Annotated in this window: 26 protein-coding genes; 8 read left to right on the top strand and 18 right to left on the bottom strand. The window is 40.4% G+C overall.

The annotated features are described in order from the left end of the window. Positions 1-143: 143 nt before the first annotated feature. Complete coding sequence (locus EHQ16_RS12085) at positions 144-431, top strand: hypothetical protein (RefSeq protein ID WP_135632062.1); 288 nt, start codon at positions 144-146, stop codon at positions 429-431. 48 nt (positions 432-479) lie between these two features. On the opposite strand, the gene EHQ16_RS12080 is transcribed toward EHQ16_RS12085, so the two are convergent. The 13 genes from EHQ16_RS12080 to EHQ16_RS12020 all read right to left on the bottom strand — a co-directional run bounded on the left by EHQ16_RS12080 (position 480) and on the right by EHQ16_RS12020 (position 17,201). Continuing rightward, positions 480-1,166, bottom strand: a complete 687-nt coding sequence (locus EHQ16_RS12080) for a sulfite exporter TauE/SafE family protein (RefSeq protein WP_135631926.1) — start codon at positions 1,164-1,166, stop codon at positions 480-482. Beyond that, a complete protein-coding gene (locus EHQ16_RS12075) occupies positions 1,144-1,344 on the bottom strand; it encodes a cbb3-type cytochrome oxidase assembly protein (protein ID WP_135631927.1) in 201 nt (66 codons plus the stop codon). The genes EHQ16_RS12080 and EHQ16_RS12075 overlap by 23 nt, the downstream gene beginning before the upstream one ends. Next, positions 1,326-3,788 carry a heavy metal translocating P-type ATPase gene (locus EHQ16_RS12070; RefSeq protein WP_135631928.1) on the bottom strand — a complete coding sequence of 821 codons (2,463 nt, stop codon included), beginning with the start codon at positions 3,786-3,788 and terminating at the stop codon, positions 1,326-1,328. Before EHQ16_RS12070 ends, EHQ16_RS12075 begins: the two co-directional genes overlap by 19 nt. Next, entirely contained in the window at positions 3,785-4,276 is a 492-nt protein-coding gene (locus tag EHQ16_RS12065; RefSeq protein WP_244242061.1) for a FixH family protein, read from the bottom strand. The genes EHQ16_RS12070 and EHQ16_RS12065 overlap by 4 nt, the downstream gene beginning before the upstream one ends. Continuing rightward, positions 4,276-5,595 carry a cytochrome c oxidase accessory protein CcoG gene (ccoG, locus tag EHQ16_RS12060; protein ID WP_135631929.1) on the bottom strand — a complete coding sequence of 440 codons (1,320 nt, stop codon included), beginning with the start codon at positions 5,593-5,595 and terminating at the stop codon, positions 4,276-4,278. The genes EHQ16_RS12065 and ccoG overlap by 1 nt, the downstream gene beginning before the upstream one ends. Before the next feature lie 2 nt (positions 5,596-5,597). Then, complete coding sequence (locus EHQ16_RS12055; protein WP_135631930.1) at positions 5,598-6,128, bottom strand: c-type cytochrome; 531 nt, start codon at positions 6,126-6,128, stop codon at positions 5,598-5,600. A 5-nt stretch (positions 6,129-6,133) separates the two neighbouring features. Further along, positions 6,134-6,283: a cbb3-type cytochrome c oxidase subunit 3 gene (locus EHQ16_RS12050; protein ID WP_135631931.1), complete on the bottom strand. Its 150-nt coding sequence runs from the start codon at positions 6,281-6,283 to the stop codon at positions 6,134-6,136. A gap of 4 nt (positions 6,284-6,287) precedes the next feature. Continuing rightward, positions 6,288-6,983 (bottom strand): cytochrome-c oxidase, cbb3-type subunit II, encoded by a 696-nt coding sequence (ccoO, locus tag EHQ16_RS12045; RefSeq protein WP_135631932.1) that lies wholly within the window; start codon positions 6,981-6,983, stop codon positions 6,288-6,290. Next, complete coding sequence (gene ccoN / locus EHQ16_RS12040) at positions 6,983-8,413, bottom strand: cytochrome-c oxidase, cbb3-type subunit I (RefSeq protein WP_135631933.1); 1,431 nt, start codon at positions 8,411-8,413, stop codon at positions 6,983-6,985. The genes ccoO and ccoN overlap by 1 nt, the downstream gene beginning before the upstream one ends. 190 nt (positions 8,414-8,603) lie before the next feature. Beyond that, the gene (locus EHQ16_RS12035) at positions 8,604-9,575 is read right to left on the bottom strand and encodes an LA_0442/LA_0875 N-terminal domain-containing protein (RefSeq protein WP_135631934.1); all 972 of its coding nucleotides are present in this window, start codon (positions 9,573-9,575) and stop codon (positions 8,604-8,606) included. Positions 9,576-9,783: 208 nt separating this feature from the next. Further along, the gene (locus EHQ16_RS12030) at positions 9,784-11,226 is read right to left on the bottom strand and encodes a glutamate synthase subunit beta (protein ID WP_135631935.1); all 1,443 of its coding nucleotides are present in this window, start codon (positions 11,224-11,226) and stop codon (positions 9,784-9,786) included. Continuing rightward, entirely contained in the window at positions 11,219-15,796 is a 4,578-nt protein-coding gene (gene gltB / locus EHQ16_RS12025) for a glutamate synthase large subunit (protein ID WP_135631936.1), read from the bottom strand. Before gltB ends, EHQ16_RS12030 begins: the two co-directional genes overlap by 8 nt. A gap of 196 nt (positions 15,797-15,992) precedes the next feature. Then, positions 15,993-17,201, bottom strand: coding sequence for a hypothetical protein (locus tag EHQ16_RS12020; protein WP_135631937.1), 1,209 nt, complete (start codon positions 17,199-17,201; stop codon positions 15,993-15,995). 50 nt (positions 17,202-17,251) lie between these two features. On the opposite strand from EHQ16_RS12020, the gene EHQ16_RS12015 reads away from it, so the two are divergent. Beyond that, positions 17,252-18,196 carry a TPM domain-containing protein gene (locus EHQ16_RS12015; protein WP_244242060.1) on the top strand — a complete coding sequence of 315 codons (945 nt, stop codon included), beginning with the start codon at positions 17,252-17,254 and terminating at the stop codon, positions 18,194-18,196. 89 nt (positions 18,197-18,285) lie between these two features. Here the strand turns inward: EHQ16_RS12015 and EHQ16_RS12010 are convergent, their stop codons facing one another. The 3 genes from EHQ16_RS12010 to EHQ16_RS12000 are packed head-to-tail and all read right to left on the bottom strand — an operon-like array spanning position 18,286 to position 20,224. Beyond that, positions 18,286-18,822 (bottom strand): shikimate kinase, encoded by a 537-nt coding sequence (locus EHQ16_RS12010; protein WP_135631939.1) that lies wholly within the window; start codon positions 18,820-18,822, stop codon positions 18,286-18,288. Between the two features lie 37 nt (positions 18,823-18,859). Next, on the bottom strand, positions 18,860-19,714 hold the full coding sequence (locus EHQ16_RS12005) for an HDOD domain-containing protein (RefSeq protein ID WP_135631940.1): 855 nt from the start codon (positions 19,712-19,714) through the stop codon (positions 18,860-18,862). Positions 19,715-19,720: 6 nt separating this feature from the next. Further along, a complete protein-coding gene (locus EHQ16_RS12000) occupies positions 19,721-20,224 on the bottom strand; it encodes a chemotaxis protein CheD (RefSeq protein ID WP_135631941.1) in 504 nt (167 codons plus the stop codon). 60 nt (positions 20,225-20,284) lie between these two features. Between EHQ16_RS12000 and EHQ16_RS11995 the strand changes: the two genes are divergently transcribed. From EHQ16_RS11995 to EHQ16_RS11985, 3 genes are all read left to right on the top strand, one after another. After that, positions 20,285-21,508 (top strand): TraB/GumN family protein, encoded by a 1,224-nt coding sequence (locus EHQ16_RS11995; protein WP_135631942.1) that lies wholly within the window; start codon positions 20,285-20,287, stop codon positions 21,506-21,508. Positions 21,509-21,548: 40 nt separating this feature from the next. Next, positions 21,549-21,920, top strand: coding sequence for a hypothetical protein (locus tag EHQ16_RS11990; protein WP_135631943.1), 372 nt, complete (start codon positions 21,549-21,551; stop codon positions 21,918-21,920). A 78-nt stretch (positions 21,921-21,998) separates the two neighbouring features. Continuing rightward, positions 21,999-22,445 carry a four-helix bundle copper-binding protein gene (locus tag EHQ16_RS11985; protein WP_135631944.1) on the top strand — a complete coding sequence of 149 codons (447 nt, stop codon included), beginning with the start codon at positions 21,999-22,001 and terminating at the stop codon, positions 22,443-22,445. A gap of 105 nt (positions 22,446-22,550) precedes the next feature. Here EHQ16_RS11985 and EHQ16_RS11980 read toward each other — a convergent pair whose 3' ends face one another. Then, positions 22,551-23,399: an esterase/lipase family protein gene (locus EHQ16_RS11980; RefSeq protein ID WP_135631945.1), complete on the bottom strand. Its 849-nt coding sequence runs from the start codon at positions 23,397-23,399 to the stop codon at positions 22,551-22,553. A 112-nt stretch (positions 23,400-23,511) separates the two neighbouring features. On the opposite strand from EHQ16_RS11980, the gene EHQ16_RS11975 reads away from it, so the two are divergent. From EHQ16_RS11975 to EHQ16_RS11965, 3 genes are read left to right on the top strand one after another with little or no spacing between them, the layout of a single operon-like run. Further along, positions 23,512-23,877 carry a hypothetical protein gene (locus EHQ16_RS11975; protein ID WP_135631946.1) on the top strand — a complete coding sequence of 122 codons (366 nt, stop codon included), beginning with the start codon at positions 23,512-23,514 and terminating at the stop codon, positions 23,875-23,877. Position 23,878: 1 nt separating this feature from the next. Continuing rightward, positions 23,879-25,291, top strand: coding sequence for a UTP--glucose-1-phosphate uridylyltransferase (locus EHQ16_RS11970; protein ID WP_135631947.1), 1,413 nt, complete (start codon positions 23,879-23,881; stop codon positions 25,289-25,291). Then, positions 25,288-25,545: an LA_0364 family Cys-rich lipoprotein gene (locus EHQ16_RS11965; RefSeq protein ID WP_135631948.1), complete on the top strand. Its 258-nt coding sequence runs from the start codon at positions 25,288-25,290 to the stop codon at positions 25,543-25,545. The genes EHQ16_RS11970 and EHQ16_RS11965 overlap by 4 nt, the downstream gene beginning before the upstream one ends. On the opposite strand, the gene EHQ16_RS11960 is transcribed toward EHQ16_RS11965, so the two are convergent. Next, entirely contained in the window at positions 25,535-26,125 is a 591-nt protein-coding gene (locus tag EHQ16_RS11960; protein WP_135631949.1) for a TetR/AcrR family transcriptional regulator, read from the bottom strand. The two genes, EHQ16_RS11965 and EHQ16_RS11960, sit on opposite strands and share 11 nt — an antisense overlap. Positions 26,126-26,195: the final 70 nt, after the last annotated feature.

Below are 26,195 nucleotides of genomic sequence, written 5' to 3'. Positions count from 1 at the left end.
TTTATCAATGATAAATGTCAAGAGTTCCTGAATTGGAAATTTTATAAAAAACTAGTGATTTTACTTTTCTTGTAGTCATACTAAAGACGGGAAGTGAAAGTATGAACGCCTGCATTCTCTATTTAAACAAAAAACGAATTGAAATGATCAAATTTGAATCAGACCAAATGAGATCTAAAACTTGGGAAAAACCAATTGAATCTGATGTCTGGGATTTTGAAGATATCACAAATACATTACAGTCACCTAACGAATTTATATTGGTGGGAGAATCTGATTTAAATACACAATATAGAAAATGGTTGATGGACCACGATAGAAACTTAGCAAAAAAACTCATTGCTGTGATTGGAAATAATACAGAAACCAAAATCAACCGAGACCTAGTAAGTCATTTCAAAGAAAAATACTTTCGGGGAAGAGGATTTTAAAATACTAAGTATCAATTTCGTTTGATTCAAACTAAATTCATTTACAAATCAAAGTAGATGGTCGCAAGACTCTCCATGAGAATGGAAAAACAATCGATAAAGTAAAAAACCAAGAGAAGTCAAAATCACAATGGTTCCAAAGGCCGGAATCCATTTTGTAGGGATATGGTGTCTCCATTTGGAAACAACCCAACCAAGACCTGTTAAGGCCGGAACCGTTCCTAAATAAAAGAAAAACATCACTAGTCCACCGTTTAACAGTGTACCTGTTGCAAAAGAAGCCGCATAAGCCGGATACAGAACTCCACAAGGGAGTAGGGCACTCACCATTCCAATTCCAAACCCAAGGCCATTTTTACTAAACCGAGAACGTATGGTTTCCAAAAACTTTCGGATTCCTTGTGGTAAAGAACCAAAGGAGGAAGTTGATTTGGCAGAATAGGTGCGGATCACAAAGACTATAAGAAACAAAAAGGTGAGTACTCCGGCCACACCTCTAAGGGCACTTAATTCCCCTAAAGCATTGGCACCTTTTCCAAGAAATCCAAGTATCATACCGAGAAAGGTATAGGAAATCACCCTTCCTAAGTGATAGAGATAGATGGCAGTATTTTTTCCTTTGTCGGTTTGTAATAGGGAAACAAAGGGACCACACATCACTAAACAATGGAAACTACTAATAAATCCATAAACAAAAATGGAGCCAAAAAAACTAAGATTTGCTAGTTGGTCCATCAGGTGAATTTGTTTTGGTTTGTTTACTTTCAGTAGGATATTCTTCTTCAAAGAACATTCTATATTTGGGAGATTCTATGTCTTCAAACTGTCCTTTGCGAAAGGCTGTGATAAAAACATAGAGAAAAAAGGCGGCAATACACATTGCCATGGGGATGGTTAAGTAGAGGGCTTCCATTGGGGGATCCTATATCTAATAGAAAGAGAATTCAATAGCACTGTCAAGCTAGAACATGCCATAAACACGGCACAGATCACAGGCAACATAAGGCCAAACATGGCAAGTGGTAACATGATTGAATTATAACAAAAGGAGATGATGATATTTTGTAAAATCACCTCTCTTGTTTTTTTAGCAGAAAGCAAAGAATGTACGAGTCCGTTCAAATTTCCAGATGTCAAAACTACATCTGATTTTTCGAGTGAGAGGTCTTCCGCTTCTGTGTGAGAAATAGAGACATTGGCCTGTGCCAAAGACAAACTATCATTGATTCCATCACCCACCATGATGACAACATTCCCTTTGCCTTGTGCGGTACAAATCAGGTTTCGTTTGTCTTCTGGAGAGAGGTCAGAAGAATACCTTTCAATTCCTAAAGATTCTGCTATGTATTTTACTGATCTGTACCGGTCTCCTGAAAGAATAGAAATGTTGGGGACAAAATGTTTGAGAAGGGAAACAAAAGACCGAGCCCCAGTTCTGATTTCATCTGCGAGTAAAAAACTCCCTAAGTAAGTTCCGCCCACCGCAAAAAATATCAAAGACCCTTCTCCTTCGGGAAATTTTCCCAAAGGAACATTTTCCGATTCAAACAAAGATTGGTTCCCGATAAGAACAGAAAGTTTATTTGTATCGATTTCTAATTCGGCTTTGACCCCTCGGCCGGGTATGTTTTCCAAATTGATCAATTGGATTTGTTTTGCTCTTTCCTTTACGGAACTCAATGGTTCTAAATATTTTACGAGTGATTTTGCTAAAGGGTGGTTCACTTCTTTTTCAATTCGATAAACAAGTGGTAGGTGGTCATCCGCTACGGAAACTTGTCGCACTAAAAACTTACCCTCAGTCAAAGTTCCAGTTTTGTCTAAAAAGATGGTATTTGCTTTTGCGAGCGCCTCAACTACAGAAGGATTTTTTAAAAGGACACCTTTGTCCGCATTGAGTATATGATTGGTTACAAGTGCTGTTGGAACAGAAATTCCTAGAGCACAAGGGCATGCCACAATCAAAACAGAAATAGTAGTGACAAGACTTTGTTCTAAGTTCCCACCGGATACATAATACCAAACAAAAAAACAAAGAAAGGCCAGACCAAAAACAACAGAGATAAAGTAAGAAGCAATGCGTTCTGTGAGAATTTGTAATTTTGGTTTGAGGTGTAGGGCTTCCTCTAACCTCAGTTTGAGAGAAGAAAGAGTAGAGGCATGGTAGTCGGAACCAGCTACAATCAAAGCAGGATTGTCCATAGCAAGGGAACCTGCAAGGATCGAGTCTCCTTTTCTCTTTCGAATTGGTAAAGACTCACCCGTTAAAAAAGACTCATCTACATAAGTTTGTTCGGACAAAAGTATCGCATCCACGGGGATACGTTTTCCCGGTGCCACGCGAATGGTATCTCCGATTTTGATTTCGGAACTAGGGATGGTATCTTCGCCAGCACCATTGACACGCACTGAGGTTTCGGGAAGTTTACAAAGGATGGATTCTAATTTGTCAGAAGCAAACACCCTGGCTTTTTCTTCGAAGTACTTCCCAATCAAAATAAAGAAGTAAATCATAGCCACCGAATCAAAATATACTTCTCCAATGTCGGTGAGTGTTACATAAACAGAATAAAAATATGCCATGGATATTCCTAAAAACAATAGGAAGTCCATAGAAAGAGTCCTTCGTCTGATGCTTGTTAAGAATCCGGACATAAAAGGATATCCGGAATAAAGATAAGCAGGTGTTGCAAATACCCAAGAAGCATAATGGAATAGACGTTTGATATCTAAATCAATTCCGGAGAAGTATCCAGAATATAAAGCAACACTTAGGATCATAATATTCCCAAAACAGAATCCAGCTACACCAATACGAAGGAGTAGGGTCTTTAATTGTTTGGTTTTTTCTAGAGTGCCTTCCGTGGGTGAAAAAAGTAAAGGTTTGTAACCAATGCTACGGATGAGAGAAAGAATCTTTGAGATTTTGATTTTGGAACGGTCAAAACGAATCCGAGCCCGACCAGATGCAAAATTGATTTGTGCGGATTGGATTCCTTCTTCTTCGTTTAAAACTTTTTCATTGATCCAAACACAAGCGGAACAATGGATATTTGTGATTTGGATTGATACTTCAGAAAAATCTCCTGATTTACGAACAAACTTCTCATATACAAGTTCGTTTTCAATATCAGTATCCGAATCTTCGATACTAACTGGATCGAGTTTTGTATTTCCTTTTAAGTTGTAATAATAACTTCCACCGAGTGAGTTGATGATAGAGTAAACAGTTTCACATCCTTCACAACAAAAAACCTTTGTATCGTTTCCGAGTTTTGCTTCAATTGCGACCAAACGGATTGGATTCCCACAATGGTCACATTCTGTTTTTGTTGTTAGAGATATACCTTCGTTCATTGAACTAAGATTTTTCCTTCTCTTTCAAAGGATTTCCCATCAATGTTTGAAACAAGTCGTAAGTTCCAAGTTCCTTTTTCCAAAAGGGAAATTTTGCCAATAAATCCACTGGCTGTGGGTTTTAATCCGTAACTTGTTGTATTCTTGGTGGTTGCATTCCTTTCTAAATACACTGTCATCGAATTTGCATTGGTAAGGGTTCCATTTTTTTCGAGTTGGACTAAAATTTCTGATTCACCTAACGGAAGAATGTTGAATTTATCCCAATTGGATTTGATTGAGTAACCTTGTTTCAAAAGTTCTCTTTGGTTTTCGATGGCCTTTTCATAGTTGAGACCAACTTCGTAATAGTTTTTGTCCATTACTGGCTCAAAATGTTTGTAGGTTAGGCGAATGGTGTAAAAAGTGGCTGCCACTAAAGCTGTAAAACTAAATAGAACCACATACATGGCCGTTCTTAAACTGGGGTGTAATTCTTTAAACATCATTACCTCCTTGGTAATGTTAAGGAGAGTTTTTTCTCCAATCGTTCGCCTGGATCCTCTGCATTATTTAACACAATGGAACCGGGTAGGTAACCTTCATTTAACTCCTTCTCTGTAAGAGATTGAGTTTCCAAAACCACAGAAATACTTTTGATTTCGCCTGATCCCAATTTGAACTTGTTATTTTCTTCACCGGAACGAATTAGGATTTCTTTTCCATGTCTTGTATCAAAGGCCGAAAGTTGGAATTCTTTTTCGACCGGCGCAATGTTTTGAATGCGTAGAGCAACAAAAGCTCTAATTTTATTATCTGGAATTAAAATGGGAGGCATAGATTTGTTAGAAGCAGCAATCATCGACATAGGAGTTCTTGTGAGAAGTTGGAAAATTGCTCCTGTGATGACAACAGTGAGTAGGATTGCATAGATAACCGTTCTTGGTCTGATCCATTTGATTTTATCACCAGTTTCAATTTGTTTGAGTGAAAAATATCCAATCAGAGTTTTTTTATTTTCCCTTGCCATGATGGAAGTGCAGGCATCCACACATTTCCCACAGGCCACGCAACCCACTTGAAGTCCATCGCGGATATCGATCCCAGTAGGGCAGACTACCACACACATATTACATGCAATACAGTCTCCAATTTTGGTTTTTCCGTCTCTACGAGGTTCTCCTCGTTTGAAATCATAGGTTACGTTCCAGGAATGTTCATCCATAAGGAGAGTTTGGAACCTAGCATAAGGACAAGCGTAACGACAAAACTGTTCACGAATGAATCCAATATCGATAAACATTGCCGCAGTAAAAAATAATATAAAGTAAAAGTATGTTTGGTTTACAAAAGAGAGATTAACATAGTCGGCTAACATTTCATAAGGGCTTACAAAGTAACCAATCCAATGAAAGGAAGCGATAAAAGAAACAACGATCCAGAGAAAATAAACGGTATATTTACCTACGATTGAGGCATCCTTTTTCCCATATTTAGAATCTAAAACAAACCGACCAATTCTGTCGAAAAGATCGGTGTAGATTGTTTGAGGACACCCCCATCCGCACCAAACACGGCCAATGACGGAGGTAAAAAAGAAAAGTGAAAGACCCATCGTGAGAAGGAAAAACCATAAGATCAGTCCTTCCTGTGGAATAAAAAGACCACCAAATAAGTGAAACACCCTGCGTGGGATGTCTAGCCGAATGAGAGGGCTACCATCTGGTAACACTACCCAAGGAGCTACTAAAAATAAACCTACGAGAAAACTCATTACAAAGTTTCTTCGTGTTCTTACTTTACCTGTTTGTGGTCTTGAAATGATCATCTTTACTTAGCCTTTACCAAACTACTGTTTTTAGTTGCAAGCCATGCCATCACAGCATAAACTTTTTCAGCACCTAAACCTTCCCAAGCAGGCATTCCCCCTCGGTTCAGTTTTTGTCTTTCTGGTCCAATTCCTTTCATGATGTTGTTAAACACTTCCTTGTCAGTGTTCCCATGAATCCAATCTTTATCCACAAGACTTGGTCCTACAGCACCTTCTGCAGTTGGGCCATGGCAAGCGGAACAAATTTGTTTGTAAGTTCCTTCGCCTTCTTTAATTGCCACTGCATCATCACGGTAAGGGTTTGATCCATCTTCTGTATTCACAACAACTGCTTGTTTTGCAGGGAATTGTGCTTCATGTTCTGCAACTTCTTTTTCAAAAGCTACTTCTTGCGGCCATTCAGAATACCAGTGAAAGTATGCAACGTAACCGATGGAAACGATGATACTGATCAGCCAAACCAATTTCCACCAAGTGGGCATGGGGTTATCGGCTTGGAAGATTCCGTCTACTTCTTTTGGTTCTTTCATTCGTATTAATCCTCCTCAAGCATTCTATACTTGGGTTTCTCCATTTCGTCTTTCGTACGTTTTTTATAAACGTAGTAGGTGATATATGAGATTGCGATTACTAGAACCGGCAATCTCAGACTTTTATAAACGAGTAGAATGTCTGCTTCGTTCATGATTTTACTTCATCCCTTTTTGTAACTCTGCTGAATCCTTTCCTAACTTTTGTAGGTATGCAACCAGCGCCTCTCCTTCGGTTTTGTCTTTGAGGAGTGATGGTGCATTTGCAAAGTCTTCTTCTGTGTAAGGTACTCCAATGGCTTTTAGGGCTTTCATGTTGGATACAACTTGTTCTACATCAACTTTATGTGATTCTTCAAACAACCATGGGTAAGCTGGCATGATGGAGTTTGGTACACCACCTACAGTTCTTGGGTTGATCAAATGGTTTTTATGCCATTCGTCAGAACGAAGCATTTGAGATTCATGAGCTAAGTCCGGACCTGTTCTTTTTGATCCCCAAAGGAATGGATGGTCATACACATACTCTCCACCTTTTGAATATCCAGTTCTTCCGTAAGCTTTGGTTGGATCAAATCGATCTACTTCCCATTTGAATGGTCGAACCATTTGTGTATGGCATCCGATACATCCTTCTTTTTGGTAAGTGTCTCGACCTGCAAGTTCCAATGCAGAGTAAGGTTTTACAGTAGAAATGGGAGTTACCGTTTTTGTTAAAAAGAACGGCGGGATGAGTTCAAAAAGTCCTCCAATCACAACGGCAATGGTTGTATAAAGTGTAAATTTAACACCTTTTGTGTCCCAATGGTCTGCAATTTCAGAAAACCAATCTAAGAATTTGTTAAATCCTAACATTATGATTTCACTCCTATACGTAAGTCTTGTTCTACAAAACCACTATCTTTGTTTTGGATGGTTTTGATAAAGTTATACACCATAAGCACAATCCCTGTTAGATAGAGTGTTCCCCCGATCGCACGGAATAGTCTGAATGGTTTTAAGAACTCAACAATTTCTACCCAGTCTTTATAAACGAGTTCGCCGTTTTCGCCAACTGCTCGCCACATAGATCCTTCAGTAATACCAGATACCCACATGGAGATGATGTAGAGTAGGATACCGAGAGTTCCGAGCCAGAAGTGTGCATTGGCAAGTTTTTCGCTATAGAGGTTAGCATTCCAAAGTCTTGGAACTAAGTAGTAGAGTGCTGCGGCCGACATAAATCCCACCCAACCGAGTGTTCCTGAGTGAACGTGACCGATGATCCAGTCAGTGTTGTGCCCAAGAGCGGAAACCGCACGAATGGAAAGTAGTGGACCTTCAAATGTTGACATACCATAAAAAGTGACAGCAGCTAACATCATTTTGAGGGTAGCATCTACTTTAATTTTATCCTTAGCTTGGGTCAGTGTAAGGAATCCGTTTAACATACCACCCCAAGAAGGCATCCATAACATGATGGAGAAAACCATCCCTGTTGTTTGTAACCATTCTGGAATCGGAGAGTAAAGTAAATGGTGAGGGCCGGCCCAAATATAGATAAAGATTAACGACCAGAAATGGATGATCGAAAGTCTGTGTGAGTAAATGGGTTGTTTGATGTGTTTTGGGAGGTAGTAATACATAAGTCCCAAAAACGGAGTCGTAAGAACAAAGGCTACTGCGTTGTGTCCATACCACCATTGGATGTTGGCATCAAACACACCTGCGTATACCGAGTAGGACTTCAAAAATCCTGCTGGGATTACAATGTTGTTTACGATAAAAAGAAGTGGAACCGTAACAAAAGAAGCAATGTAAAACCAAATGGCTACATACATTTGTTCTTCTTTTCTTTTGATCACCGTCATCAAGTAGTTTGCAAAGAAAATTACATACCATACAACAATCAATAAGTCGATAGGCCATTCTAATTCGGCATATTCTTTTGATTGGCTGTATCCAAGTGGTAATGTAATTGCTGCAAGGACAATTGTTAGGTTATACAGTGCCAGGTGTATTTTGGAAAGAGTATCGTTCCACATTCTAGTTCGACACAATCTTTGTACCGTATGGTAGGCTGTGGCGAAGATAACACTTAATGCAAATCCAAATATGGCAGCATTGGTATGTAGAGGTCTTAACCTTCCGAAGCTCGTCCAAGGTAATTCAAAATTCAGCTGTGGATACACAAGTTGGAAGGCAATAATGACACCAAATGTCATTGATGCGACGCCCCAGACTAACGCTGAAATGATAAACCCTTTTACGATAAAATCATCATATTGAGTTTTTTCCGTAGCCAATGTTTCTCTCCTTAATCTTTATCAGTTCTGTATGTATATAGAACTAATTCCTTTGTATGAAAGGGACGAAGAAAAGAAAGAAAAACAGAATGGGGTTCTGATTCAGACCCCTTGATATTTGTCAAGGGGGTATTTGAGAGTTAGAATTAATCTAAAATATGAGGAGGAAGGGTAGACCTTCTAATGGCGATTAGAAGATGAATTCATATCCTAATTGAGTACGGTGTTCGATCCCACGATCTCCTGCGATGGCAGTGGGGTGGTAACCAACTCGGTCTACCGAAGAACGAAGAAAGATTTTTTCTTTGCGAGTGTCTTCGTAACTGAGTCCAGAACCTGTTGGGTGGAAGTAGTAGGCATCAAAAATATTCCAAAAATAAACGAGTAGAGTCGCCACTCCAATGTATTGCATCTCTTGGTAATGGCGTTCCACTGATTCCCTTTGGCCTTTGAACGGGCCTAGCTGACTTGCGACAATTGCTTCTGTAGGAGAAACAGTAGCTGCTGACTGAGGAGTGGCAGCCGCACGAATCAAACCATTGGTTGTATAAGGATTTTCTAGATTGTTATAATCACGTTTTGCATTTAAATACATACGGTGTTTTTCGTATGTGAAAAAAAGACCAACGGCAATGATGGAAGGGTATACTATGGCTTGGACCTTTCTGTCTTGTTTCCATTGCCCCCAACCTGGAAGCACCGCTGATCTCCACGCTGCACCCCCCCTTGTTAGGTTTTTGCGTTCTGCCTCTGCACGTTTTGCATCTTCTTCTTGTTTGCGTTTTGCCTCTGCATCAGCAGTTGCATTTTTAGCAGCTAATTCTTTTTCTAATTTTGCAGCATCTTCTTGTTCTTTTTTAAGTCTTGCTGCTTCTTCTTTTTCTCTTTTGATTCTTTCTTTATCTTCTTCCGCTTTACGAAGTTTCTCTTCTTCTGCGGCTGTTAGGTGGTCTTTGTAAACCACTTTTAAGATATCTGTTTTATTCAGAACAACAACGGTTCCGTCTTCTTTACGAATTTTTAGCTTATATTGGTCTTGTTCTACCACCTTACCTTGGAGAGTTCCTCCTTTTTTGAGGAGGATGTTCTCTGCTGATAGGTTAGTGGTAACCACTACCAAAAGGGTTGCGATTTTAAAATATTGTGTAATAGTTAGTTTCAAGGGTTTCTCAAATGTTGGAATATTATATAACAATCTCTATAGTGCTACTAGCTACGTTTCAATTGATCTCTCCAATGATTTTCGCAATTTGGAAGTTAGGCAAGAATTTTTTTGCCAAAGAGGGTTCGAAAGTGGATCCGCATTTGGAAAGAAATTATCCCTGTTATGACAAGGTTTGTTCCAAATGCGGTTCTTAGAATAAGTGGTTTTAAGTTTCTTGGTCTGAAGTTAGGTACTGGTGGACTTGATCCGCACATTTCCTTCCTTCGGAAATGGCCCAAACAATCAGGGATTGCCCCCGTCTCACATCACCACAAGCGTACACTTTTGGTACAGAAGTTGCGAAGGATCCTGGTTTTGTTCCAAAATCAGCTTTCACATTCCCTCTGGCATCTAGTTCCATCCCTTCTTTTTGAAGGTCAGCTATCAGTCCTTCTTTGACTGGATTTACAAATCCCATCGCTAAGAAAACTAAATCCGCAGGCCATTCAAATTCCGTTCCAGGAACTGGAATAAACTTCCCGTTTTCTTCTTTCACTTCGGACCCGTAAATGGCAGTGACTTCTCCTTTATCGTTGGATTTGAAACCCATCGTGGACACGGCCCATTTGCGGCTTACACCTTCCTCGTGTGAGGTGGAAGTGCGGAGCATCTTAGGGTAGAGTGGCCATGGAGTGGATGCGTCTCTCTCTTTCGGAGGTTCTGGGAAAAGTTCAATTTGAGTGACTGATTTGGCACCGTGTCTATTGGAAGTTCCTACACAGTCTGAACCAGTATCTCCACCACCAATCACAATGACGTGTTTGTCTTTTGCGTTAATGATTTCGATATCGTCACCAGCAACATGTTTGTTGTTTTTGGACAAAAAGTCCATAGCGAAGTGAACACCTTTGTTTTTTCTTCCTTCGACTGGTAAGTCTCTTGGAACTTCAGATCCACAAGCAAGAACCACTGAATCAAAATCAGCTAATAACTGCTTTGCGGTGATATCCACTCCCACATTCACATTGGTTTTGAAGGTAACACCTTCTGCTTCCATTTGTTTCATGCGGCGGTCAATATGTCGTTTTTCCATTTTGAAGTCTGGAATTCCGTAACGGAGTAGGCCACCAATTCGATCATTTTTTTCGAAAATAGTAACCGTATGTCCTGCTCGAGCTAACTGTTGTCCTGCGGCAAGACCAGCTGGTCCCGACCCAACAACGGCAACTTTTTTTCCTGATTTGGAAGTGGGAGGTTGTGGGATCACCCATCCTTCTTCCCAAGCACGATCAATGATGGTTCTTTCAATGGATTTGATAGAGACTGGTGGTTCAATGATACCTAATGTACAAGCTGACTCACAAGGAGCAGGGCAGAGCCTTCCTGTAAATTCAGGGAAGTTATTCGTTTTGGAAAGGTTTTCCCAAGCCTCTTTCCAGCGACCTCGGAAAACAAAGTCATTGAATTCAGGAATGAGGTTATCTACAGGACATCCTGTATCACCATGACAAAAAGGAATCCCGCAGTCCATACAACGAGCCCCTTGGTCTTTGGCAACAGCCTCGGAAAAAGGTTTTTCGAACTCTTTATAGTTCTTAACTCTTTCTTTCGGTTCAATCTTTTGAAGGTATTCTTTTTTAAATTCTAAAAATCCTGTTGGTTTACCCACGAGCTGTTACCCCCTCTTTGTTTGCTTTTCCTGAAGCATTTTCTTCAGCCATTTTTTCTAGAGCTTTTTTATAATCTCTTGGAATGACTTTGATCATTTGTTTGACAACAGTATCCCAATCTTTCAGCACTTCTTCTGCGCGTTTGGAACCAGTGTAAGTTTTATGATCTTCTACCATCTTTTTTACTTCTGCAATTTCACTTGCATCAGTTAACGGATCTAAGTCGACCATCTCTTTGTTGATGAGAGCTTCTTTGTTTTTCTTTGGATCCCAAAGGTAAGCAATCCCGCCGGACATACCCGCGGCAAAGTTACGTCCAATGTCCCCAAGGATGATGACCCGGCCACCAGTCATGTATTCACAACCGTGGTCTCCGGTCCCTTCTACGATGACGTGAGCCCCTGAGTTACGAACGCAGAACCTTTCTCCAGCAATTCCATTGACATAAGCATTTCCGCTTGTTGCGCCAATAAAACATGTGTTTCCAATGACAATGTTTTCTTCTGCTTTGTAAGGAGCATTTTTTGGAGTTTGGAAGATGAGTTTTCCCCCACAAAGTCCTTTTCCTACATAGTCATTTCCTTCACCCACAAGGCGAAGTGTCATTCCTTTGGTAACAAATGCACCAAACGACTGTCCTGCGGTTCCTGTGAATTCAATATCGATGGTGTCTTCCGTAAGACCATCCACTCCAAATTTTTTAGTCACTTCATGACTAAGCATGGTTCCCACAGAACGGTTTAGGTTCACAATCGATGTTTGGATTTTCACCGGTTGTTTGTGGTCAATGGCAGGGAGTGACTTACGAATCAGTTCGTTATCAATTTGTTCATCCAAATGGTGGTTTTGTTCTTTCGCACGATAAAGACCTGTAGGGAATACAGGAGTTGGTCTATGGAGAACTTTTGTAAAATCAAGTCCACGAGCTTTCCAATGGTGGTGTGGTCGTTTGAATTTGATTTTTTCCACTTGGCCAATCATTTCTTCGAAAGTTCTAAATCCAAGTTTTGCCATGATCTCACGAACTTCTTCTGCAACAAAGGTCATGAAGTTCACAACATACTCTGGTTTGCCGGTAAATTTACTTCTTAAGAATTCATCTTGGGTCGCAACTCCCACAGGGCATGTATTCAAGTGGCATTTACGCATCATGATACAACCCACAGAGACAAGTGCGGATGTGGAGAATCCAAACTCTTCTGCACCGAGTAGTGCCCCTACAACCACATCTTTTCCTGTGAGGAGTTTTCCATCCACAGCGAGATACACTCGGTCACGAAGTCCGTTGGCGACAAGAGTTTGGTGAGTTTCAGATAGTCCTAGTTCCCAAGGGGTTCCTGCATGGTGGATGGAAGAAATAGGACTTGCCCCCGTTCCTCCCTCATGTCCTGCAATGAGGATGTGGTCCGCATGTGCTTTGGCAACACCCGCAGCCACAGTTCCCACTCCAGATTCCGAAACGAGTTTTACGGAAACACGAGCTCTTGGGTTCGAGTTTTTTAAATCAAAGATCAATTGTTTTAGATCTTCAATAGAATAGATGTCATGGTGCGGAGGAGGGGAAATCAAAGTTACACCCGGAGTGGAATAACGAAGCCATCCAATGTATTTGTCTACCTTGTGGCCCGGAAGCTGTCCACCTTCGCCTGGTTTGGCGCCCTGTGCCATTTTGATTTGGATATCATCAGCATTGGTGAGGTATTCCATAGTCACACCAAAACGTGCCGAGGCAACTTGTTTGATCGCAGAACGCATGCTATCCCCATTTGGAAGGGTTTTGAATCGTACTGGATCTTCTCCACCTTCACCCGTGTTCGATTTGGCACCAATTCGGTTCATCGCAATCGCAAGAGTCGTATGTGCTTCCCAAGAAATGGAACCATGGCTCATCGCTCCTGTTTGGAAACGTTTGAGAATGGACTTAACCGATTCTACTTCTTCGATTGGGATTGCTTTGGATCCGTCAAAATCAAGTTGGAACAAACTGCGAAGAGTGATTGCCTTTTCATTTTGGTTATCGATAAGGCTTGAGAACTCTTTGAACACTTTGTAGTCGTTGTCTTGTGTTGCTTTTTGTAATTTGTGAACTGTGATCGGAGTATAGAGATGGCTATCTCCATTTTTACGATAATAGTGCACTCCACCTGGCTCTAGGTTGTTCGGGAAAAAAGTAGAATCGTAAGCCGCTTTGTGGCGGCGAACGGTTTCTTCTTCCAACATCTCAAGAGAAAGTCCTTCGATTCGAGATTGAGTTCCCGCAAAGTAAGTGTTGACGAGCTCTGAATCAAGTCCCACCGCTTCAAAAATTTGAGCCCCACAATACGATTGTAATGTGGAGATCCCCATTTTTGAAAATACTTTGAATAGTCCTTTCCCAATGGATTTGATGTATTTCTTTTTTGCATCCTTGTAATTAGGAACTTCTGGGAGTAATCCTTGTTGCGATAAGTCTGCTATTGTTTCAAATGCAAGGTATGGGTTGATGGCGTTGGCACCATAACCACATAACAAAGCAAAGTGTGCCACTTCTCTTGGTTCGCCAGATTCTAAAACGATACCTGCGCGAGTACGAAGTCCCTCACGAATCAAATAGTGGTGGAGTCCTGCCACAGCAAGAAGGGAAGGGATGGCTGCTTTTTTTTCACCGACACCGTGGTCAGTTAAGATGATGAGGGTTACACCTTGTTCCCGAACGGCTTTGGCTGCATCCGCACAAACACGATCGAGAGAGTTTCGCATATCATGTTTTTTAGAAGGATCAAAAAGGATTTCAAAAGTTTTCGCTTTGAAATGACCTTCACTGATTTGTTTGATTTTTTCAAAATCTTCGTTGGTAAGGATTGGATGTTCCAACTCCAAACGATGAGCATGTTCTGGTTCTTCCGAAAGAAGGTTTCCTTCCGGTCCAATATAGGTTGTGAGTTCCATCACAAGTTCTTCGCGGATCGGATCAATCGGTGGATTGGTCACCTGTGCAAAGTTTTGTTTGAAGTAACGGAATAGGGGTTGTGGTTTTTCACTGAGTACTGCAAGAGATGAGTCCACACCCATCGAACCAATTGGTTCTTCTCCAGAAACTCCCATTGGTTTGATGATGGTAAATACATCTTCATGAGTGTAACCAAAGGCCCTTTGGCGTTCTAAAATGGTTTCGTGTTGCGGTTGTTTTACGTTCTCAGGATCTGGTAAAGATCCGAGACGAATCATATTGTCTTCTACCCATTTACGGTAAGGTTTTTGGGTAGCGATTTGTTTTTTGATTTCTTCATCATCTAGGATTTGGCCTTTCTCCATATCAATCAGAAGCATACGGCCTGGACGTAGACGATCTTGTACAAGAACTTCTTCTGGTGGTAAGTTTAAAACACCAGCTTCGGAAGACATGATCACTTCATCATCTTTCGTAACAATATAACGAGCAGGGCGCAGTCCATTACGGTCAAGAGTTGCTCCAATGATTCTACCATCAGTAAAAGCAATGGCAGCAGGGCCATCCCAAGGTTCCATAAAAGTTGCATGGTATTCGTAGAACGCACGTCTGTCGGCATCCATTGCTTTGTTTTTGGACCAGGCTTCTGGAATCATCATCATCACAGAGTGAGGGAGTGACCTTCCTCCCATCACAAGTAGTTCCAGAACAGTATCAAACGTTGCTGTATCGGATTGGCCTTCCATGACAATCGGAAGCATACGACGAAGTTCATCACCATACAGTGGAGACTGCATTACCATTTGGCGAGCGGCCATCCAGTTCATGTTCCCGCGTAAAGTATTGATCTCTCCGTTGTGAGCAATTTGGCGGTAAGGGTGAGCCAAATCCCAAGTAGGGAAGGTGTTAGTCGAAAACCGAGTGTGAGTCAAACAGAACGCAGAAGTTAAGTCAGGAGACTTTAAATCTTCGTAGAATTTTTTAACTTGGTCACCGAGTAACATCCCTTTGTATACAATGGTTCGGGAAGAAAAACTAGGTACGTAATACTGGGAACGATCTAGTTTCATCTCTGTACGGATTCGTCTGTCGATCAGGCGACGGATGAGAAATAGTTTTCTTTCGAAGTCGTCAGAGGTTTTATTTTTTTTGGATTTTTTACCAATGAATACTTGTTTGAATACAGGGATGGTTTTGGAGGCAACAACACCCGCATATTCTTTGTTAATCGGAACATCACGAAATCCGAGAAACTCTTCCCCTTCATCTACGATGATTTTTTCGATTACGTTTTCCACAGCAGTTCGTGCTTCTGTGTTTTGAGGAAGGAAAAGAAATCCCACCGCATAGTCGCCTTCTTTTGGCAAAGTGAAGGGGAGAACCTTTCTAAAAAATGCATCAGGGATATTGATCATGATCCCAGCACCGTCACCGGTTTTTGGATCGGCACCTTCGGCACCCCTGTGCTCTAAATTGCACATGAGGCGGATCCCTTTGTCGACGATGTCACGGGAACGTTTGCCCTTATAATTTGCGATAAAACCAACACCGCAGGAATCTTTGTCCATGGCAGGATCATACATACCTTGGGCCTGTGGGCCGAGCGGCGGAAGGATGGGTGGTTGGTTAGATTTTGACATACGTACCCTACTCTAAAGCAATTACTGTACCTTGTTTTTGAATTTGGGTGTACTGTCCAATTATTTTGTTTTCAGCAAAATGATTTATTTTTAGGCAAAATCAAACATCATAAAATGTTCAAGTTGGGTACATTTAGGCTGTTTTATGTACATTTGGGCTATATTTTGAACAAAGCTGAGTTCTGTCTAAAAAATCCTAGAGTACAAGAAACAAGCGAACTGCAACTTCCGTAGGAAGATCGCTTAAATCCCAGCGTACCCATTCGGAGGCATCGTACACTTCTTTTGTTAGTTTTAAGGCATCACTGAAACCATCCGACGGGTTTTCTAAGGAATCCAACAGAGCCTTGGTTTTTTCGTAAGCGAGTTTGGTTTGGATGTGTAAGGTCTTTTCCGGCAATTCCAGAAAAACGATTTTTTCCGAGTTTGGAATCCATTCCCCTTCTAGTTTTTTGTTTTTGCCCTGAAGAGAATAGAACCTATATCCCTTGTCAAAGGATTCAATCTTGTAGTGGGTATTTGATTTTGGCAAAATCCAAAAGTAGTATTGGGAACCAAAAGAAAGATAACCAAAAAGTAGGATGAGAACTCCTAGGTATTTATTATTGTTCCTGTTTTCCTTAAAGTTGGCGATAAACATCAACACACCTAAATGTCCAATGGCAAGTAGGGAAAATGAAAAATACCAGTTTGCCTTGATGATTTTATGATTCCATTTTATCGGGAACTGAGGCGCAGAGATTTCGTTAGGTGGTGTTGTTTTGTTTTGTGAATTAGATATAAAATTTGTATTTTCTGTTTTTGATAATGTGCTGTTTTTTGTTTTTACGATTGATTCTGGTTTTACGAGAAGTTCTTTGAATGGTTTCCCAGTTTCTGTTTCTACCGGGAGTGGTAAAATTCTAAAAAATTTTTTAACTTCTCTAGATAGTACTGAATAACGACTAAATCCATCTCTGTTATCATTATACCTTTTTACGGAAACATCTGCTACGGGAAGTAACAATCCAGATTTGTGATGTAAGTAAATGGTATCGGTAAAGCGCGTACCATCCTTTTTCGATTCTGATTCCGATTTGATTTGGTAAGAAACAAATTCGTCGATGGGAAAATAAATATCAGGTTCTTTTGAATCACCAAAATGAATTTGATTTTTTGTTTTATCAATCTCCAATTGATACACAAAACCGTCTTTTTCTTCATAAGACTGGTAACACAAATAACTAAAGGGAAGAAATGTGATTAGTGTAAATACAAAACCTAATTTTCTGACATGGGTTTGTTTCCAAATCCAAATTCCGGAAAAAGCCAGGATGATCCAAAATACAATTCCGAACAGCAAAAGGTAATCGTTAATTGTTCCTGACTGTACCAAAATCGAATCTGATAAAAAAGTTGTTTCCACGGCTTAAAAAAAATCTTTGATTTTTCTCATTTGTCAACTACCCTGTGGCGATGAAATTTATATTTTCTAGTCTCCGCCCAGGGTTCTTTTTTCTTTTTCTGTTAGGAATGGTTTCTCTGGAAGTCTTCGCCAAAGAGATTCCCATTTTAGAAAGAAGAGTCACTTGGGAGGAGGGGACAATCTCCCAAACCGATGCAGATAATTGGGAGAGGGCTTTAGAAGAACATGAAGGAAAAACTTCGAATCAAGTTGCCATTCTCGTTGTACGTTCGTTAGAGGGAGAGATTTTAGAAGAGTATAGTTTAAAAGTTGCTGAAGAGTGGAAATTAGGGCAAAAAAATAAAGACAACGGAGTGTTGATTTTACTTTCGATGGATGATCGAAAGGTTCGAATCGAAGTGGGTTACGGCCTCGAAGGAATTCTCACAGATGCCTACTGCAACCGTGTAATTCAAAAAACAATGATCCCTCATTTTAAATCGGGAGAATACGAAGCGGGAATCAGCACCGGCCTCGGAGAAATTCTTTCCACTTTGGATACAGGGGTGACTCCAGAAGAACCTAGCCTTTGGCAACAGTTCCAATCGTTTCGCGGGATTGGGGCCGAACAAGGTTGGCATTTGTATTTAATCGGACTGATTTTTGTTGGGATCATCTTTCTCTTCGCTTTTATCTCTGCCTTCCATCAATCAGATTCGAGTGTATCGATTTTTTTCTTTCTCCTTATTTTCTTCCAATGGGTTCCATCAATTTTTTATGGGTTCTATGGTTGGGTGGTTTGTAATTTCATTTATATCTTTGGGTTTATTTTAGTTCGGCTTACAAGAGATAAAGTTTCCTTTGTAAAATCCCTTTCTGATAAGGTTACAGATTCTGTGATTTATTCCTCTGGCAGTTCTTCAGGAGGAGGTTGGAGTTCTGGGGGAGGATCCTCCGGTGGCTTCAGCGGTGGTGGAGGGAGTTTTGGAGGTGGAGGCTCCAGTGGGAGTTGGTAGATTTAAAATTAATTCTATAACAAAATTTGGGAGCACCTTTACAAAAATCTAGTGAAACTAGATTTTTCATCTCAGTGGTATAACCTTATTTATTTGGATTTGATCCCTAGCCAGTCTAAGACTCGTTCGGCGGCTTCTTCTTTCGAAAGTTTCGAAAGATTTAACTTGAAATGAGCCGCCTCTTGGTAAATGGGAAGTCTTTTTTCTAGAATCGAACGGTAGGAAGCTACTTTGGATAGGTCGGGTCTAGTCGAATCTCCCTTTACCTTCTCAATCAATTCTTCCAAATCCCTTTCTAAATAAACGATCCTTCCGATCCTACGAAGAAGATCCAGTTTTCGTTGGCTTGGAACTTCATTCCCGGCCTCGTCCAAATCAAACAAAATTCCACCCCCACAATCCAGGATGATTCCATCTGCATCTTTTAGCTTTTCTAGAATGGAATATTCTAATTCACGAAATTTCTTCCAATCGAACTTTTCAACAAAACTAGGAATTGGAATTCCGCCTGCTTCGTAAACGGCAATGGAGTCTGTAGAAACTACAGGAAAATCTGTTTGTTTGGATAGGGAACGAGAGACTTTGGATTTCCCAGCACCTCTTGCTCCAATAAAGATAATGTTCATAGAAAATGGGTCTTTAGAATACTTTAAAAGATAAAACTTATACGTTTAATAAATCAGCAAGTCCGGCTTGTAAGTCCGGAATGTGAACAAAATAGGTTTCTATATCTGCTTCTGTAACACCTGTTTGGTTGAGGGCAAAAGGAGAAATAGGAACGGATTCACCCCCAATATCGATGCCAATTCCGGAAACTACGATGAGAATGCTCGCAATATGAACCACGGAGGTAAGGAGTGGGTTACTTTTGGAATCTTCTGGTGTTAGGTAATTTGCCACAACGTCGGTGAGTTCCTGCGGAAAATTCCAACGTTTCAAAAGATTCTCGGACACTTCCATATGCGTGTATCCGAAATACTTTTTTTCGAGTATGGGAAAGGGCTCTTGGTTGTCTTTTAGATCCGTTTTGATTTGCATCATTACTGGACTAAAGAACTGAGCGAGAACAATTTTACCAACACTACAAAGTAATCCAGAAGTGAAGGCAAGATCCTTATCAATTTTTAGTTTTTTATGTTGGACGATTTTACTAGAAAGTTCGGCTACTAGTAAGGAAGAAGTCCAAAGTTGAGCAGCTTCTAGTTGGTAACTGTTAAGATCCTGGGAAAGGATTCCTTTGGCCGCTGTCAGAAGGACAATTTCTTTGACTGTTTTGATTCCAAGAGTCATCAGAGCTTCTTGCACCGTACGAATGGGTTTGGAGGCTCTGTAATAGGCAGAGTTAGAAAGTTTAATTACGTTTGCCGTGATGGCCGGGTCTTTCGAAATTTCCTGTGCAAGGTCAGCAATATTGACATCTGGTTTTTGGAGTTTTTCCAATACCTTGGACACAACCGACGAAATGGCAGGCAGTTTATTTACGTCTTGTAATACTTCATCAACCTTTGATTTTAGCATATTCGCCTAACGCACCTTATAAAGGTATTTTTCCATACCAGCTTTTTTTAACAACACACGCCCGTCGTCACAGTAAAGACTGATGGTCCGCCCTTCATTTCCCGCCACATCTTCTACTATGACGGGAATTTTCTTCTCTTCCATGAATTTTTTAACAATGGCAATGTTCTGTTCCCCGATGTTTTGTAAAAACTGGGAGTTGATTCCCTTAAACATGGAGGCTCCTCCAAACATCCGGCAAGAATACTGGCCGATGTTGGATCCTTGTTGTTTCATCATCTCAATGAGGATGGGTAGGGCTGTTTCCCCATACTTGTGTGGGAACTTGGATGCATCCTTGCCTGTAGGATCTTTGGCAAGCATGATGTGGGAAATGGCACCCACTTTCTGATCCGGATCATACAAAACGATTCCTATGCACGAACCCAATGTAGTTCGGAGCACGTCCGTATCTTTTCCGACTTTGATGTCGGCAATTCCCACATTGATGATTTTGGATTTTATAGACATTCTACTTGTTTCTAGAGAGTGGAACCGTTACTTAGGTATTATAGATAGTAACCTTTCCTTATGCGTTCAATCAAAAAAACAAGTCCTGCCAGAAAATCTACCAAAAAAGGTTTCAAAACAACGGAACCTTACCTCTTCCAAACCATTGGAAAAACGGAAGTCCACATCCTTGGAACTGCACATGTTTCCAAACAAAGTGTAGATGAAGTCGAAAAAATGATCCAAATATTAAAACCTGATGTCATTTGTGTTGAGTTATGTGAATCGCGAATGAAGTCGGTAGAGGATCCCGATTATTTAAAAAAATTAGATATATTCAAAGTATTTAAAGAAAGAAAGATGTGGTTGTTATTATCGAGCCTCATCCTTTCTTCTTTTCAGAAAAAAATCGGCAATAAAGACATCAAACCTGGGGATGAAATGCGTAAGGCAATCACAATGGGTCGATCCTTAAAAAAACCCGTAGTGCCCGTCGATCGCGAAATCCAAACCACCCTCAAAAGGTCTTGGGGGAACGTAGGATTTTTTTCTAAAATGTATCTCTTCAGTGCTTTACTTGCATCACTGCTCGTTCGTGAAGATGTATCCGATGATAAAATTGAAGAGATGAAGTCGGATGATGTTTTAAAAGATCTATTTTCACAGATCCCTAAAAAATATGAATCTGTCAAACATGTCATCATTGATGAAAGAGATGTATACCTTGCAGAAAAAATCCGCCAGTCGACAGAAGGAAAGTCTGTTAAAAAAGTTTTGGCGGTCGTAGGTGCCGGTCACTTGGCAGGAATCGAAAGAAATATCCAAACAAAAAACGACTTAGCAGTGTTAGATGAAGTTCCAAAACGCAAATGGTGGGACAATATTAGTATCATTCTATATCCTACATTTTTTGCAGGTCTGATTGGTTATACTACTTGGAGCCAAGGTGGGGAAGCCGGTATGGATTTGTTTTCCAAACTGATTTATATCAAAGGTGGTCTTGCGGCCCTCGGTGCACTCATTGCTTGGGCTCATCCCATTTCGATTTTACTTGCATTCATCACGGCTCCGATTGGAACTTTTGTTCCAATTTTCAAAGCTGGATGGGTGAGTGCTCTTTCGGAATCATATCTTCGCAAACCTCTCGTAGAAGATTTCGAACATATTGCCGATGATTCAGAATCAGTTGCTGGATTTTGGAAAAACCGTGTCCTTCATATTTTCCTCGTTTTTTTTCTCCCACAATTTGGATCAACCATTGGAACCTTTATTGTTGCAGGAAAAGGCTTGAAGAATTTATTTTAAGAAGTAGGATTAGATTCGTCTAATTAATTAGCAGAAGAATATGAAACGAAAGTTTGCCATTGGATTCATTCTAATTTTTCTAACCTATCTAGGATGTAAGTCCTCTGTATTTGGGTTTTGTACTTCTGCAGAAAAATTTGTGGAACGGGCTTCGATTCCGCCTTGCCACCAAACTTCAGAATCGACTGAGAATTCGACCGATTCTTGCGAATGCCCGATCACACATGAAGAACTTCAATCTGCCAGTGGCCCTGATTTCCCGATTTGGAAACAGATTAAACTTCCCGTTTGGAATGGATTTGTCGTTCTAAAACCCCAATTCTTTCCTGGTCCATCCGCAAAATGGTTGGTATCAGGACTTCGTCCCTCTCCCCCATACTTTCCTACCCAAACTGTCCGACTTCTGATTTGAGATGGCCACACCTATTAGTTGTAGGTGAACGCATTTCCATTTCAATAAATTTTTAAATTTTAACAGAGGTTATACGATATGAATCGCAAAGAATTATTACAAAAAGCAGGGATGGCAGTAGCCGTTTCCGGAATTTTATCTACACTTTCCGCAGAAGACCATGACCATTCCACGATGACAATGCCATCGGCCGGGAAATCTAAATATTCCAAAGCAATGATGGCAGCGATGCATTGCCAACTTTCTGCTGAGGTTTGCCTCAGCCATTGTCTTACGGAATTAGGAAAGGGAGATAAGTCGCTTGCTGCTTGTGCGACAAGTACTCGGGAAGTCATCAGTTTGTGTGAATCCTTTGTGAAGCTAGCAAGTCAGTCTTCGGTTTATACTAAAAAGTTAGCAAACCTTTGTATTGAGGTTTGTGAAGCTTGTGCTAAGGAATGTGATAAACATGCAGCTCATCACACTGTCTGTAAAGAGTGTCGCGATAGTTGCCTTGCTTGTGTCAAAGAGTTAAAGAAAGTTTAAGTATCCAATCTCACTAAAAACTTTCAATAAGTTGAAGTGAGAAGATTGAAACTTTTGCAACTGTCCGCTGTTTGGCGGGCAGTTGTTTGTTAAAAGTTAAAATATCTAACGTTTTTTCGCCTTTTTTTTGGCTTTTGGTTTTGCGACAGGTTTTGATTTTTGTGCCGGCTTGGCTTTTTTAACCGCAGATTTCTTTTTCACCGCCAATTGTTTTTGGTTCTTCTTATAAACGGAAGGTTCATACTTAGAAAAATCCACTTCAATCTTTTTGGGAACGGCAAACTCCGGGTTTGCTTTCGGCGAAGAATGAATTGCAATGCTATCTTTTGGTGTTCCTAAAAATTCTCGTAAAGTCCGAATGTTTTCATTCCTTCTGACTAAGTTATAGTTTCCTGGTATATCAAACCATAGGTCACGACCTTGACCAAACTCAGTACTCTCTTGCGGAGGAAAGGAAAAATCCTCAATGGCAGAGAGAGGTTGGAAGAGGGGAAAGAAGAGTGCATTTTTGTAATTTGTTTTGACCCAGTCTGATTCGTAACCCCAATAGGATTGCCTTGTATTGGTAAACCTGTCCGAACCATGAAAAGGAGTGCCAAGAGTGATGAGTCTTTTTACCTTTCGTCTGGCTTCATCTGGCAAAATCAAAACGAGAAGGCCACCGGTGTTGTGAGCAATCAAAGTGACTTCGTTAGGTGCTGTGAGGATTTGGTTCGCAAGATACTGAACCGCTTCTTCCAAAGAAACGGGATCACGTAAGGTGGAAAGAATCCCCACTTTGAATCCCAAGTTGTCCAAATTGGATTTGAGTCTAGAATAGTAGGAACGTCCGGCGAGAAATCCAGGAACGATCAATATGTTTTTATCCTTATTATTCTCCACAAACAAATGGCTTGGAAGATAAAACGACAATAACGCCCAAAAACGTTCCAGATATTCTATGAATCGAAACATGAATTAAATGATTCTGTCTGACTCGATTCTTGTCTATGAAAATCAATTCCAGCGCCAGAATTCCTGAATTGACCGATTACCGTACCCACATAGGATTGCCTTTTAGAATCGTATGCGTCATAGTTTTTTAATCATTATACTTTTGGGATTCTTTCCCTTGGTTCTTTTTGCCGAACCAGGGAATTATGATGCAGCAGCGAAGCTTTTGCCCCAAATTTGGGAAACAAAATACCCCCTTCCTTATGGAAAACTCACTAAAAAGGATCCTTTGAAACAAGGAATTCGCCAAGTGACTCGTAAAAAAGGGAAGTATTGGATGTACAATTTTGAAGTTTTTATGCCAAAATACGAAAGGAAAGAGACGGTCGCGGTTCCTAAGGAAGACGGCCGTAATATTCTCGTATTTTTTTTATGGAATCCAGCGGTATCGGAAGAACCACATCGGATTGAACTCGGGGAACCACACGAAGGGAAATAATATGGACAAACAGAAATCGGACCAACTCATCAGAGATACTATGAAGGCCGCAGGTCTTACGGATGCATTCATCACCGATTTTATTACCAAAGTAGATGCAGTGAGAAATGGTGAAACAGGGATTGTCAATTGGGAAGAAGTTGGCGATTTAGATCCCAAAGCCGATGAAATTTCATTAGAGGCCATTCACTCCGCTTATCCTACTGACCTGGGTTTGTTATCCAAACTCGTGGTAATCAAACTGAATGGAGGACTTGGAACTAGTATGGGACTCGACAAAGCAAAGTCCCTCATCCCCATCAAAGATTCGATGTCCTTTCTCGCAGTGATGGCAAAACAAATAGAAATCATCCGTTCCGAATATGGGATCGATGTCCCTTTACTTTTTATGGATTCTTATAACACACAAGAAGATTCACAAAAAGAATTGGAAAAGAATGGATTCAAACAAAAACAACGTACTAGTTTTTTACAAAATAAGGTTCCAAGGTTAGATGCAAAAACCTATGCGCCCATTCAAAATAAAAATGACAAAGAAAACTGGTGCCCGCCGGGACATGGTGATATCTATTTTACAATGGTGCAAGAAGGGATTTTGGATGAATTACTTTCTGCGGGATTTGAAATTGCTTTTCTATCGAATGGAGATAATTTAGGGGCCACCGTTGATCCACATATTGTGAGTTATCTTTTAAAAGAAGATATTCATTTTGCAATGGAGATGACTCCAAAAACTCTCGCAGATAAAAAAGGCGGAGCTATTTATCGTAAAACGGTTGGTGGTAAGTTTATCAAGTATGAACTTTTAGAAACTGCACAAGTTCCTAAAGAACATGAGAATGAATTCAGCGGCCTCGGAAAATTTAGAACTTTTTCCACCAACAATCTTTGGATCAATCTTCGTGCCTTAAAAGAAAGATTTAGTAAAGGGAACTTTTCTTTATCTCTCATTGTGAATCCCAAACAAGTGGATGGAAGGTCTGTCATCCAGTTGGAAACCGCAATGGGAAGTGCAGTGGGAAATTTTCCTAAATTCAAAGGGATTATTATACCTAGAGATCGGTTTGCCCCTGTGAAAAAAACTGAGGATTATTTGATACGCCGTTCAGATGCTTATATTCTCAACTCTGACTATTCGCTCACAATGACAAAGGAAAGAAAAACTTCCGGCCTTGGTGAAATTTTGGTACAATTGGATGAGACTTATTATAAAAAAATTCATCAGTTTGATTCTTTATTTTTGGAATACCCATCTCTTCTTTATTGTGAAGAGTTGGTTGTGGTTGGGGAAGTTCTATTTGATGTTCCCATTACAATCAAAGGTAAAGTAAAATTCGAAAACCAATCGGGTGGATTAAAGAAAATCTCTTCTCTTGGCAGAACGGGATTTGAAAACGAAACCGTTTCGTTATGAAATTACTAATTGTTTTTAGTTCATTATTTTTGTTTGTCCAATGTGGGTCACCGTTTTCATTTCGTTCTGCCTGTTATGAGCGTAACAAATGTTCAACGATCGAAGGAGATTGTTTTTTACGTAATGATGCGTTTTATAAAATTTCCACGAATAGTCCTGAATATAGTAATATTGATTTGTCTGCCATTGTGGGAAGTTGTTTGGGATTAGAAAAAACTTGTCGCAAAAACTGTGAAAGTGGGACTATTTTTTAGTCCCAAGATCAAAAGTTTGTTTCATCTGAGCTAACATTCGTTTTATATATACCTCATTCAAAGAAATCCTCCAGTTGATGAGAGCCCCTTCGTAAAGATTTATCAAGTCTCTCGCGATTTCCATAGGATCTAATTTTTCTTCTAACAAACCACTTGATTGCCATCTTGCAATATACATTGCAAAAAGTGATTCCCATCGGAATGCTATTGATTTGAATTCGTCGCTAAATGGTTGTTCGCCGACCGGGAATTGACAAGAAAAAATAGCGATAGGGCAACCTTGGTAATAAGAACCATCCTCATTCATTTGGATTAGAACCGCTTGAGAAAGTTGTGCTATGAAATCATCAGGCGTAGGTGATTCCCTCAGGATTTGGCGAAACCAAACCAGAACATCGGCGCCGTACGCTTGGATGACTCGGATGCCTAAATCCCGTTTGGATGGGAAATGGTCGTAGAAGGAGGCTTTGGCAGTACCCGATTCACGTATGAGTTGGTTGATGCCGGTGTGGTAGTATCCTTGTTGGTAGAATCGTTTTTTGGCGATTTCGAGGATACGGTGCCGTGGGGATCCTTTCATGAGATAAGGGTGGGATGGAGGTGGGGGATGTCAATACTTACGAACCGTTCTGTCTGTTTTTTGATTTACA

This window comes from Leptospira kanakyensis (assembly GCF_004769235.1).
Lineage (GTDB): Bacteria > Spirochaetota > Leptospiria > Leptospirales > Leptospiraceae > Leptospira_A > Leptospira_A kanakyensis.
This window is presented reverse-complemented; position numbering and strand designations above follow the sequence as displayed.